10 protein-coding genes are annotated in these 12543 nt (G+C 66.5%); all 10 read left to right on the top strand.

All coding sequences use genetic code 11. The annotated features are described in order from the left end of the window. The first annotated feature begins 77 nt into the window (after nucleotides 1-77). The 10 genes from B2V21_RS00775 to B2V21_RS00730 all read left to right on the top strand — a co-directional run bounded on the left by B2V21_RS00775 (nucleotide 78) and on the right by B2V21_RS00730 (nucleotide 12441). Nucleotides 78-167: a potassium-transporting ATPase subunit F gene (locus B2V21_RS00775; RefSeq protein WP_082223535.1), complete on the top strand. Its 90-nt coding sequence runs from the start codon at nucleotides 78-80 to the stop codon at nucleotides 165-167. Between the two features lie 6 nt (nucleotides 168-173). Next, nucleotides 174-1868, top strand: a complete 1695-nt coding sequence (gene kdpA, locus B2V21_RS00770; protein ID WP_286915737.1) for a potassium-transporting ATPase subunit KdpA — start codon at nucleotides 174-176, stop codon at nucleotides 1866-1868. Nucleotides 1869-1878: 10 nt separating this feature from the next. Beyond that, entirely contained in the window at nucleotides 1879-3933 is a 2055-nt protein-coding gene (kdpB, locus tag B2V21_RS00765) for a potassium-transporting ATPase subunit KdpB (protein WP_286915736.1), read from the top strand. Nucleotides 3934-3949: 16 nt separating this feature from the next. Then, a complete protein-coding gene (kdpC, locus tag B2V21_RS00760) occupies nucleotides 3950-4510 on the top strand; it encodes a potassium-transporting ATPase subunit KdpC (protein WP_286915735.1) in 561 nt (186 codons plus the stop codon). A gap of 28 nt (nucleotides 4511-4538) precedes the next feature. Beyond that, nucleotides 4539-7175: a sensor histidine kinase gene (locus B2V21_RS00755; RefSeq protein WP_286915734.1), complete on the top strand. Its 2637-nt coding sequence runs from the start codon at nucleotides 4539-4541 to the stop codon at nucleotides 7173-7175. 2 nt (nucleotides 7176-7177) lie between these two features. Beyond that, on the top strand, nucleotides 7178-7885 hold the full coding sequence (locus B2V21_RS00750; RefSeq protein WP_286915733.1) for a response regulator: 708 nt from the start codon (nucleotides 7178-7180) through the stop codon (nucleotides 7883-7885). Between the two features lie 355 nt (nucleotides 7886-8240). Then, nucleotides 8241-8519 carry a hypothetical protein gene (locus B2V21_RS00745; RefSeq protein ID WP_043193238.1) on the top strand — a complete coding sequence of 93 codons (279 nt, stop codon included), beginning with the start codon at nucleotides 8241-8243 and terminating at the stop codon, nucleotides 8517-8519. Between the two features lie 69 nt (nucleotides 8520-8588). Next, nucleotides 8589-9506, top strand: a complete 918-nt coding sequence (locus tag B2V21_RS00740; RefSeq protein ID WP_286915732.1) for an AAA family ATPase — start codon at nucleotides 8589-8591, stop codon at nucleotides 9504-9506. Beyond that, nucleotides 9476-10459, top strand: a complete 984-nt coding sequence (locus B2V21_RS00735) for a DUF58 domain-containing protein (protein ID WP_375143188.1) — start codon at nucleotides 9476-9478, stop codon at nucleotides 10457-10459. Before B2V21_RS00740 ends, B2V21_RS00735 begins: the two co-directional genes overlap by 31 nt. Next, nucleotides 10456-12441, top strand: coding sequence for a transglutaminaseTgpA domain-containing protein (locus B2V21_RS00730; protein ID WP_286915731.1), 1986 nt, complete (start codon nucleotides 10456-10458; stop codon nucleotides 12439-12441). Before B2V21_RS00735 ends, B2V21_RS00730 begins: the two co-directional genes overlap by 4 nt. Nucleotides 12442-12543 lie beyond the last annotated feature (102 nt).

The raw sequence follows: 12543 nt of genomic DNA, 5'->3' as shown, positions 1-12543 counted from the left end.
GTATCGATCTCGCGCCTTTACACCCTGGCCTCGGAGAATGTCGGCAAGCGGCAGCCGCCGCGCCTGGAGATATTCCCATGTCTGTTCTGGACGGCCTGTTCCTGCTGCTGGCCATCGGTTTGTTCGTGTACCTGCTCGTTGCCCTCTTGCGCGCCAGTGGAGGCTAGTCATTGATGAACAGTCACGATTTCGCCCTGATAGCGGCCTTTCTCGCCTTGATCCTGCTGCCGGCGCCCTGGCTCGGACGTTTCTACTACAAGGTCATGGAAGGCCAGCGCACCTGGCTCAGCGTACCGCTGCAACCGGTGGAGAAGCTGTGCTACCGCTTTTCTGGTATCGATGCCCAACAGCAGCAAAGCTGGCAGCAATATGCCCTGGCGCTGCTGGTTTTCAACCTGGCCGGATTTGGCCTGCTGTTCGCCATGCTCATGCTGCAGGGATATCTGCCGCTCAATCCCCAGCACCTGCCGGGCCAGGAATGGACCCTGGCGTTCAACACCGCCGTCAGCTTCATGGCCAACACCAACTGGCAGGCGTACAGCGGCGAAACTTCGCTCAGCTACCTGAGCCAGATGGCTGGCCTGGGCGTGCAGAACTTTCTCAGTGCAGCCACCGGGTTGGCGGTGCTGGTGGCGCTGTGCCGTGGCATCAGTCGCCGTTCGGCCAGTACCCTGGGCAACTTCTGGGTCGATGTGACCCGTGCCACCCTGTATGGGCTGCTGCCGCTGGCCTTGCTGCTCGCTGTGTTCCTTATCTGGCAGGGTGTGCCGCAGACGTTCGCGCCCTATGTGGACGCGCTGACTTTGCAGGGCAACCCACAGACCATCCCCCTCGGCCCGGCAGCCAGCCAGATCGCCATCAAGCAGCTGGGCACCAATGGCGGCGGGTTCTTCGGCGTCAACTCGGCCCATCCGTTCGAGAATCCCACGGCCTGGAGCAACCTGTTCGAACTGGTCGCGATCCTGACCATCCCGGTCGCCCTTGTCTTCACCTTCGGCCATTACGTGAAGGACCTGCGTCAGAGCCGGGCGATCCTGGCCTGCATGTTGACCTTGCTGTTGCTGGGCCTGGGGCTGTCGCTGTACGCCGAGCAGCAACCCAATCCGATGCTGGCCAGTGCTATGGTCGAGCAGACCGCGCCGCTGGAAGGCAAGGAAAGCCGCTTCGGCACCACCGCCAGCGTGCTTTGGTCGGTGACCACCACGGCCGCCTCGAACGGTTCGGTCAATGCCATGCACGACAGCCTCAATCCGCTCTCCGGGATGGTCGCGCTGGTCAATATGATGCTCGGCGAAGTGATCTTCGGCGGTGTCGGTGCCGGTCTCTACGGCATGCTCCTCAACGTGCTGCTGACGGTGTTCCTGGCCGGCTTGATGATCGGTCGAACCCCGGAGTACCTGGGCAAGAAACTCCAGGCGCGCGAGGTGCGCTGGTTGGTGGCGAGCCTGCTGGTCATGCCCGTAGGTGTGCTGGTGCTCAGCGCCATCGCCGTGAGCCTGCCGGGTCCGGCCGGAGCGGTGAGCAACCCCGGCCCCCATGGCTTCACTCAGTTGCTGTATGCCTACACCTCGGCCAGCGCCAACAACGGTTCGGCCTTCGCAGGCCTGTCCGCCAACACGACCTTTCACAACCTCATGCTGGCTTTGGGCATGTTGCTTGGCCGCTTCGGCTACATCCTGCCGGTGCTGGCCCTGGCCGGAGCCCTGGCCAGCAAAAACGCCAGCGCGCCGAGCGCCGACAGCTTCGCCACCCACGGCCTGCTGTTCATCACCCTGCTGACCGTGACCCTGCTGATCGTGGGTGGCCTGACTTTCCTGCCGGTGCTGGCCCTGGGGCCGATCGCCGAGCACTTGAACCTGCATTTCTGAGGCCTGGACCATGAACCGATCGACCGTTGCCGCTGCCACGCAACCACAACCGCCCGCCGGGGCCACCTTGAGTGCCCTGTGGCGACCCGCGCTGCTGCAGGCGTTCGTCAAGCTCGACCCCCGGCGACTGCTGCGCAGCCCCGTGCTGCTGGTGGTGGAGTTGTGCGCCGTACTGACCACCGGCCTGTGCCTGCTGCCCGACCCGGCAGTGTCGGCCTCGGTCGCCGTGCAGATTGCCGTGTGGCTGTGGTTCACCTTGCTGTTCGCCAATTTCGCCGAAGCACTGGCCGAAGGCCGTGGCCGTGCTCGCGCCGACAGCCTCAAGGCCGGCAGCCAAGGCCTGCAGGCTCGCCGGCAACGTGCCGACGGCACCTTCGAGACGGTTGCCGCCACCGCCTTGCGCAAGGGCGATGTGGTTCGCGTCGAAGCCGGGCAGATGATTCCCGGTGACGGCGAGGTGCGCGAGGGCATCGCCGCCGTCAACGAGGCCGCCATCACCGGTGAGTCGGCGCCGGTGATCCGTGAATCGGGTGGCGACCGCTCGGCCGTCACCGGCAATACCCTGGTGGTGTCGGACTGGCTGCTGATCGAGATCAGCACCGACCCCGGCGAGTCGACCCTGGACCGCATGATCGCCCTGGTGGAAGGCGCAAAGCGGCAGAAGACGCCCAACGAAGTGGCCCTGGACATCCTGCTGATCGGCCTGACCATGGTCTTCCTGCTGGTGGTGGTCACCCTGCAGCCGTTTGCTCGCTTCTCTGGGCACAGTCTGCCGTTGGTGTTTCTCCTGGCATTGCTGGTAACCCTGATCCCGACCACCATCGCCGGCCTGCTGTCGGCCATCGGTATCGCCGGCATGGACCGCCTGGTGCGGCTCAACGTCGTGGCCAAGTCTGGCCGCGCCGTGGAAGCGGCCGGTGACGTCCATGTGTTGCTGCTCGACAAGACCGGCACCATCACCTTCGGCAACCGCCGCTGCAGCGCCTTGCATGCCGCCCCTGGCGTCAGCGACGCACAGATGGCCGAGGGTACGCTGCTGGCCTCGCTGGGCGATGAAACGGCGGAAGGGCGCTCGGTGGTCGAGTTCATCCGGCCACTGTTCAGCATCGACGAGCCGGCCGCCGAGCGCTGGCAATCGGTGCCGTTCAGCGCCCAGACACGGCTGTCGGGCGTCGACCTCGACCAGCAGAGCTACCGCAAGGGCGCGGTCGACTCGCTGCTGGCGTTCATCGGCCAATCCAGGGCGCAGCTTGCACCCGCGCTGGCCGAACACATCGAGCGCATCGCGCAGAGTGGCGGCACACCGCTGCTAGTGTGCCGCGACCGCCAGCTGCTGGGTGTCATCCACCTCAAGGACGTGGTCAAACCCGGCATTCGCGAGCGCTTCGAGCAGCTGCGCAAGCTGGGCATCCGCACCGTGATGGTGACCGGCGACAACCCACTGACGGCTGCCGCCATCGCCGCCGAAGCCGGTGTCGACGATGTGCTGGCCGAAGCCACGCCGCAGAAGAAGCTGGCGCGCATACGCCAGGAACAGGCCGACGGCCGCCTGGTGGCCATGTGCGGCGACGGCGCCAACGATGCGCCTGCACTGGCCCAGGCCGACGTCGGCGTGGCGATGAACGATGGCACCCAGGCTGCGCGCGAGGCAGCCAACATGGTCGACCTGGACAGCGATCCGACCAAGCTGCTCGACATCGTGCGCATCGGCAAGGAACTGCTGGTCACCCGCGGCGCCTTGACCACGTTCTCCATCGCCAACGACGTGGCCAAGTATTTTGCCATCCTCCCGGCGCTGTTCGCTGCGGTATACCCATCCCTGGGCGTGCTCAACGTGATGAACCTGGCCAGCCCGCAGAGCGCGATCCTCTCGGCCATCGTCTTCAACGCCTTGATCATCATCGTGTTGATCCCCCTGGCCCTGCGCGGCGTGCGGGTGCAGGCCGACAGCGCCGCGCAACTGCTGCGGCGCAACGTTCTTATCTATGGCCTGGGTGGTTTGGTGGTGCCCTTCATCGGCATCAAGGCCATCGATATTGTCCTCACCGCTTTGCACCTGGTCTGACCCTGGAGCTTGAATGATGAACAGTTTGTTGCGTCCGGCCTTGAGCCTGATTCTGTTGATGACCTTGCTCACCGGCGGTGCCTATCCGCTGTTGGTGTGGGCGGTAGGCCAGTGGGCCTTTTCCGCCCAGGCCAACGGCAGCCTGGTGCGCGACGCGCAGGGCGAGGTGCGCGGTTCCACCTTGCTCGCCCAGGCCTTCACCGATGAGCGCTGGTTTCATTCACGGCCTTCGGCAGCCGACTACGCGACCCTGGCCAGTGGTGCGAGCAACCTGGCGCCGAGCAATCCTGCGCTGGGCACTCGCGTGCTGGCGCAGGCCGATGAACAGTTCGATGCGCAGCAGGGTCCGGTTCCGCTGGCGCTGTTGACCACCTCGGCCAGTGGCCTGGACCCTGATCTGCCACCGGCAGCGGTGAGCTATCAGGTCCCTCGGGTGGCGCGCGAACGCGGCCTGCCCGAGTCGACTCTGCGCGCGTTGGTGCAGGCGCAGACCCGATCGCCCGCCATCGGCCCGGAGGTGGTCAACGTGCTGGCTTTGAACCAGGCGCTGGATCGGCTACCGTCACAGTCCCGATGACCACGAGGCGATGCCATGAGCCCAGACCATGAGTGATTCCGGCCGCGCCGATGCCCTGCTGGCCGCCTTGCCCCGCAGCGGGCGTGGCCGCTTGAAAGTGTTTCTCGGCGCCGCGCCCGGTGTCGGCAAGACCTACGCCATGCTCCAGGCCGCCCACGCTCGCCAGCGTCAGGGCATCGAGGTGCTGGCTGCCGTGGTGCAGACCCACGGCCGCGCGGAAACCGAAGCGCTGCTGGTCGGTCTGCCCCAGCAGGCGTTGCGGCGCTGCGAATACCGCGACGTGACCCTCGAGGAAATGGACCTGGATGCCGTGCTCGCTGCCCGCCCGGCCCTGGTCCTGGTCGACGAGCTGGCGCACAGCAATGCGCCTGGCAGCCGGCACGCCAAGCGTTGGCAGGACGTGCAGGAACTGCTCGCCGCCGGCATCGATGTGTACACCACGGTCAACGTCCAACACCTGGAAAGCCTGAACGATCAGGTCCAGACGATCACCGGCGTGCAGGTGCGCGAAACCCTGCCCGATTGGGTGGTGCAGGAGGCCGACGATCTGCTGCTGATCGACCTGCCGCCGCGCGAGCTGCTCGAACGCCTGCGCGAGGGCAAGGTGTACGTGCCGGAGCAGGCGCGGGCCGCCATCGACGCCTTCTTCACCCAGACCAACCTCAGCGCCCTGCGCGAACTGGCCATGCAGACGGCCGCCGCTCAGGTCGACGACGATCTGCACGAAGGCTACCGCAGCCTCGGCCAGCAGGCACCCAGCGTGCGCGGACGACTGCTGGTAGGCATCGCCGCCGACGAGCAGGCCGAGCGACTGGTGCGCCACGCCAGCCGCGTCGCCCGCCGTCGTCATCTGCCCTGGTCCGTGGTCCATGTGGACGACGGCTCGCTGCTCGATGAAACAGGGCGTCAGCGTCTGAAACTGGCCCAGCAGATGGCCGAACGGCTGGGCGGCGAGGTGGTGGAGCTGCGCGATGCGGAAGTGGCCAGGACCTTGCTGCAACACGCCGCCGACCGTCGCGCCAACCTGGTACTGGTCGGCCAGTCGCGCCGGCGCCGCTTCGGCGCGGGCCTGGCCGAACGCTTGCTGCGCCATCCCAGCGGTCTGGAAATCAACGTGCTGGCGCGGGCTCAGGTGCCGTCACCGCCAACGCCGCGCACACGGCCCGTCGGACGTTGGCGCGAGTATGCCCTGGCGATACTGGCAACGCTTTTGGCCAGCGGGCTGGCCTGGGCCGTGGCACAGGTGCTGGACTTGCCCAATATCTCCCTGGTGTTCCTCGCCGCCGTGCTGCTGGTGGCGGTCCGCAGCAGCCCGGGGCCGGCGCTCAGCTGTGCCGCGCTGTCGTTCCTGGCGTACGACTTTCTGTTCATTCCACCTAATTTCTCCCTGAGCATCCAGCGTCAGGAAGACGTCCTGACCCTGCTGTTCTTCCTGCTGATGGCAGCGCTCACGGGCAACCTGGCCGCGCGCCAGCGCCAGCAGCTCAGCGCCTTGCGCGAAACTCAGGCGCACACCGCGCAACTGCTGGAGCTGTCCCGACTGCTGGCCGCGGCGACCGACCGCCAGGCGGTGTTCAGTGCGGCCGCGCAGCACTTGCAGGGCTGGCCGGGGCTGGACATCTGTCTGCTCGAGCGCAGCGAGCAGGGCTGGAAGGTGGCCCAGGGCGGGGCGGTGTCGTTCTCGACCACCGAACTGGCTGCAGCGCAGTGGGCCGGCAACCACGCGCAACCGGCCGGGCTGGGCACCACCACATTGCCGGCGGGGCGTTGGTGGTGGTTGCCAGTAACATGGGAGGGCCAGGTGCTGGCGCTGCTCGCGGTGGCCGAACAGCAGGCCGGTCGGCTCGACGACCCCGGCCGACGCCTGCTCGGCGCGCTGGTGCAGCCGGTGGCGCAGGCCCTGGCCCGCGCGGACTTGGCCCATGACCTGGAAGCGGCGCGCCTGCACGGTGAAACCGAACAGTTGCGCAGTGCCTTGCTGGCCTCGGTGTCCCATGACCTGCGCACGCCGCTGACCGCCATGCGTGGCAGCATCGACAGCCTGCTGGCCCTGGGCACGGCCCTGGCGCCGGACGATCGCCAGGCGTTGCTCGAGGTCACCCGTGACGAAGCCGAGCGCCTGGACCGCTACATCCAGAACCTGCTCGACATGACGCGCCTGGGCCACGGCGCTCTCAAGCTGGCGCGGGACTGGGTGGCGGCTGGGGATATCGTCGCCAGCGCCGTGAGTCGATTGCGCGCGCCGCTGGCACCGTTGCAGGTCCAGGTACAGGTACCCGCGCAATTGCCCTTGCTGTATGTGCATGCGGCGTTGATCGAACAGGCCCTGGTCAACGTGCTGGAAAATGCCGCGCGGTTCTCGCCGGTGGGCGGTCGCTTGCAAGTGTCGGCCCGTGTGCGCGATGAGAGCCTGCTGCTTGCGGTCAGCGACGAAGGCCCCGGTATTCCCGAAGCCGAGCGGGCGAAGATTTTCGACATGTTCTACACCGCCGCGCGCGGTGATCGAGGCGGGCAGGGCACGGGGCTGGGCCTGGCGATCTGCCAGGGCATGGTCGGCGCCCATGGCGGTCGCGTCGAAGTCGGCAGCGGCATCGATGGCCATGGCACCTGCATCGCCTTATGCTTGCCGCTGCGCGCTCAACCGGGCGCCGATCCGGATACCTGAGCATGAGCCTTACCCATCCTCCTCTGGCCAGCACCTTGCTGGTCATCGACGACGAACCGCAGATCCGCAAGTTCCTGCGCATCAGCCTGGCCTCCCAAGGCTACAAGGTGATCGAAGCGGGCACCGGCGCCGAGGGCCTGAGCCAGGCCGCGCTGCTGCGTCCGGACCTGATCGTGCTGGACCTGGGCCTGCCGGACATGGACGGCCAACAGGTGCTGGAGCAGTTGCGCCAGTGGAGCACGGTACCGGTGCTGGTGCTCTCGGTGCGCGCCAGCGAGGCACAGAAAGTCCAGGCCCTGGACAACGGCGCCAACGACTACGTGACCAAGCCCTTCGGCATCCAGGAGTTCCTCGCCAGAGTGCGTGCGCTGTTGCGCCAGGCCAGCGGTAGCCCGGTCCACGAAGCGGCGTTGCAACTGGGTCCGCTGCAGGTCGACCTGGCATCGCGCCGGGTCACCCTCGATGGCGTCGAGGTGGCCCTGACCCGCAAGGAGTACGCCGTGCTTGCACAGCTGGCGCGCTATCCGGGGCGAGTCATCACCCAGCAGCAATTGCTCAAGGACATCTGGGGCCCGACCCACCTCGACGACAGTCACTACCTGCGCATCGTCGTCGGCCACCTGCGCCACAAACTCGGCGACGACCCCGCCGCCCCACGCTTCCTCATCACCGAACCCGGCGTCGGCTACCGCCTCGCAAGCCCCGACTGACGCGCCGCTCCCAGCCCACACCTATCCCTGTGGAAGCTATCCCTGTGGAAGCTATCCCTGTGGGAGCGGGTTCTACCCGCGAAGACGCCAGCCCCCACACCACCAATCCCGCAGCACGCAAGCCGTCCCCCTGTGGGAGCGGGTTCTACCCGCGAAGACGCCAGCTCTCACACCATCAATCCCGGATTTACATTCTAATCCAGCGGTGCCAGTGCCGACGCCTTCGCGGGTAGAACCCGCTCCCACAGGAACGCGCATCACTGGGGGCCACACTACGGACCCACACAACGGCACTTTTTAGATGGCACATCGTCTGACCCAGCATTACCCTGACGTTTTTCCCGAGGTGTCATCGATGAAAGCCTGGATCTGTGTGCCGCTGGTGGCACTGGCCTTGAGCGGTTGTGCCGGCAAGACCGCCTACCGCGACAGCTGCGCCACGCAGCTCGATGGTGCCTGGCACGAGCTTGACCTGGCCAAGGCCGAAGGCCTGGCCGGTACCGTAAGCTATTCCAAGGCGCTGTCGCTGCTCACCGGGGCCAAGACCCAGCAGCAGTTCGAAGCCTTCGAGGGGTGCACCAACAAGGCCGAAAAAGCGCGGTTCTACATCCGCGAGTCGCGTGCGGGACGCTGAAGTATTTCGGTCGCCCAGGCGCGCCTGACAGCGGGCCAGCAGACGTAGTATCGACAAGGAGTGTCTGCCATGCGCAGCCGATTGGATGAATGCCTGCAAGCCGTCAATGAAGTCCTGCTGGGCAAGGAAACCCAGGTTCGCCTGGCGTTGACCTGCCTGATCGCCGATGGCCACCTGCTCATCGAGGATCTGCCCGGCATGGGCAAGACCACCCTGAGTCATGCCCTGGCCAAGGTGCTGGGCCTGAGTTTCCAACGTATCCAGTTCACCTCCGACCTGCTGCCCAGCGATATCCTCGGCACGTCGGTGTTCGACAAGGACAGCGGTCGTTTCGTCTTCCACCCCGGACCGATCTTCGCCGAACTGGTGCTGGCGGACGAAATCAACCGCGCCACGCCCAAGAGCCAGAGTGCCCTGCTCGAAGCCATGGAGGAGGGCCAGGTCACCATCGAGGGCGCCACCCGTCCATTGCCCCAGCCGTTTTTCGTGATCGCCACGCAGAACCCCACCACCCAGGGCGGCACCTTCGCGCTGCCCGAGTCGCAACTGGACCGTTTTCTCATGCGCCTGTCGCTCGGCTACCCGGCCAAAGCCGCCGAAAAGGCCTTGCTGATGGGCGAGTCGCGGCGCGATCTGCTGCCGCGCATGAGCGCCGTACTCGACCATGCGCAGCTGTCTGCATTGCAAGCCCAGGCCCGTGCAGTGCGGGCCAGCGACGCGTTGGTGGACTACGTACTGCGCCTGGTGGAAGCGACCCGCACCCAGCCGCAGTTCGCCTATGGATTGTCGCCACGTGGCAGCCTGGCGCTGCTTGCCGCTGCAAAGGCGTGGGCCTTGCTGCTCGATCGCGACTACGTGATTCCCGAAGACGTGCAAGCGGTACTGCCCTCAGTCGTCAGCCACCGCCTGCGCGAACGGGCCGACCCTACCGGTCAGGGCGGAGGAGCGCTGGTGCAGTGGCTGCTGCGGGAGGTGCCTGCGCTGTGAGGCGGCTGCTCGGTGAGCGCTGGCGGCGCTGGCAGGCGCGACGCTTGCCGGCAGCGCCGCGCATCGAGCTGGACCAGCGCAGAATCTTCATCGTCCCCAGCCGCAGCGGTACCGGTTTCATCGTCGTGCTGCTGTTGATCTTCCTCGCCGCCATCAACTACCAGAACAGCCTGGCCTATGCCTTGGTATTCCTGCTGGGCTCTGTGTTCGTCGTCGCCATCCTGCACACCTACCGCAATCTCAGCGGCCTGCTGGTCAGCGGCAACGGCGCCAGCTCTGTGTTCGTCGGCGAGCAGGCGCGCTTCGGCCTGCGTCTGGAAAGCGGCGGCAAGGAGCACCAGGCCATCGGTGTGGGTTGGAACGCGCAGCAACTGCAACGCAGCGATGTCGCCCCCGATCACGTGCAGGCGCTGGAACTGAGCTTGCCGACCGAGCGCCGCGGCTGGCTTCCAGCACCGCGCATGCGCGTGGAGACCAGCTTTCCCCTCGGCGTGCTCACTGCCTGGACCTGGGTCGACCTGGGCCAGCGAGTGCTGGTCTATCCGCAACCGTTGCAGGGCGAAGTGCCGACCTTGCACAGCGAGTCGGCGGATATCGAAGACCAGGCGCAACGCCTGCACGGCCAAGGCGTGGACGATTTTCAGGGCCTCAAGCAATACCAGCCGGGCGATTCCTGGCGGCGCATGCATTGGAAGGCCTATTCACGCGGCGAAGGGCTGCTGGTCAAAGACTTCGCCGACCTGCGCGGCCAGGAACTGTGCCTGGACTTCGTCGCGCTTGGCGGCGATGTCGAACAGCGCCTCTCGCGCCTGTGCTATTGGGTATTGGCCCTGTCCCGCGAGCAGCGGCCTTTCGCCCTGCAGTTGCCCGGCAATCGGCTGGATACCGACAGCGGCGACGCACACCGCGAAGCCTGTCTGCGTGCTTTGGCACTTTTTGGAGAACAGCCATGAGCACGCCCGCCGCGATTCCGCGGGTCAGCCTGACCTGGTTGCTGCTGGCGCAGTCGCTGGTACTGGTGCCGCTGTGGTGGCACGTGCCGTTATGGCTGCTGGGGTTGTGGTTGGGCTGCACGCTGTGGCGCGTGCAGGTGTTTCGCATGCGTGCGCGCTATCCGGGACGGCTGATCAAGGTAGCGCTGATGCTTGCGGTGGCCGCCGGGGTGTATCTGTCCAGCGGCACCTGGGTGGGCCTGGAGGCCACCGCCGCGCTGCTAGTGGCCGCGTCCCTGCTCAAGCTTCTGGAGATGCAAACCGCCCGCGATGCCCGCGTGGTGATCTTTCTCGGCCTGTTCTGCCTGGCGGTGGCCTACCTGTTCGATACCAGCCTGGGCTGGGCGCTGTATAGCGTTCTGCCGCTGCTGGCGCTGCTCGCCGCCTTGATCGGATTGCAGCAGAGCTCACTCATCGCACGCCCGATGGCCACTCTGAAGCTGGCCGGTAGCCTGATGTTGCAGGCGTTGCCGCTGATGCTGCTGCTGTTCGTGTTCTTTCCGCGCCTGGAACCGCTCTGGTCGCTGCCGCTGCCTGCGCCGGGGCAGGGCGTGACCGGCTTGTCGGAAAGCATGAGCCCGGCCGACGTGGCCAGCCTCAGCCAATCCGGAGAGGTGGCTTTTCGTGCCAGCTTCGAGGGCGCCATACCGCCCAAGCGCGACCTCTACTGGCGCGCGCTGAGCCTGGATGTGTACGACGGCCGTACCTGGAGCCAGTCGCCCTGGATCCAGACCCAACTGGCAGCGCAGTGGCAACCGACCGGACCTTCGCTCACCTATCAGGTCATCCAGCAGCCCAGCGGCAAGCCCTGGCTGTTCGCCCTGGACGTCGCGCGCACCGCCTTGCCCGGCGTGCGCCAGCTCAGCGACGGACGCCTGCAGCGTCGTCGCCCGGTCGACCAGCCGTTGATGTACGCGGTCACCTCCTGGCCGCAGGTGATCCGCGAGCCCCAGCTGGCACCACCCGCATTGCGCACGGCGCTGCAATTGCCGGCGCAGGGCGACCCGCGCACGCGCCAGTGGGCGCAAGACCTGCACGCCCGTTTCAGCACGGCACCGGTACTGGTCAACGAAATGCTCCGACAGTTTCGCGAGCTGCCCTTCCACTACACGCTCAACCCACCGGTGCTGGGCCGCGACAGCATCGACGAATTCCTCTTCGACAGCCGCCGGGGCTTCTGCGCGCACTACGCCGGCGCCATGGTCTACGCGCTGCGCGTGGCTGGCGTGCCCGCGCGCGTGGTGGCCGGCTATCAGGGCGGCGAGGTCAACCCGGCAGGCAACTACCTGACCGTGCGTCAATTCGAAGCCCATGCCTGGGTCGAGTACTGGCAGTCAGGCATCGGCTGGCAACGGGCCGATCCCACTGCCGCAGTGGCACCCGCGCGGGTCGAGCAGGGCTTGCAGCAGGCGCTCTCGGCGGATGAAGAATTCCTCGCCGGCTCACCGTTCTCGCCCTTGCGCTACCCGCATCTGACGTGGCTCAACGACCTGCGCCTGCAGTGGGACAATCTCAACTACGGCTGGCAGCGCTGGGTGTTGGAGTATCAGGGCGAGCGCCAGATCGAATTTCTCGCGCGCTGGTTCCAGGGCCTGCAGCGCTGGGCGCTGCCGGTCGGCGGGTTGTTGTTCATGGTGCTGGCCAGTGTCTGGCTGCTCAAACCGTGGCAGCGTCGGACCGATCCCCAGCTCAAGGAGTTCGTCGCCTTCGAGCGTCTGTTGCGTCGGCGCGGCCTCGTGCGGCATACCGGTGAAGGGGCCATGGCATTCGCCGAGCGCGCAGCTGCTCGTTTGCCCAAGCAGAGCGAAGCCATCCTGGCCTTCGCCTACGCCTTCATGGCACAGCGCTACGCCGGTCGACCGGTTTCCCGCGAGCAATTGCGCGCTGCGTTGACGACCTTGCGCCGACAACTGGCGACCGCGCCTGGCCCAGGGCCCCGCTAGCGGCTAATCGCTACTAAAGCTGAGAGAACTGTAAATTGGCCGATATGAAACCTGCGGTCGGGCGCCGAGCTGGCTACCATCTAGCCCATCGACCCTCACCCT

It is taken from the genome of Pseudomonas sp. UBA6276 (assembly GCF_002438365.1).
GTDB classification, from domain to species: Bacteria; Pseudomonadota; Gammaproteobacteria; order Pseudomonadales; family Pseudomonadaceae; genus Aquipseudomonas; species Aquipseudomonas coleopterorum.
The sequence above is the reverse complement of the archived record's forward strand: the minus strand, read 5'-3'. Positions and strand labels throughout refer to the sequence as shown.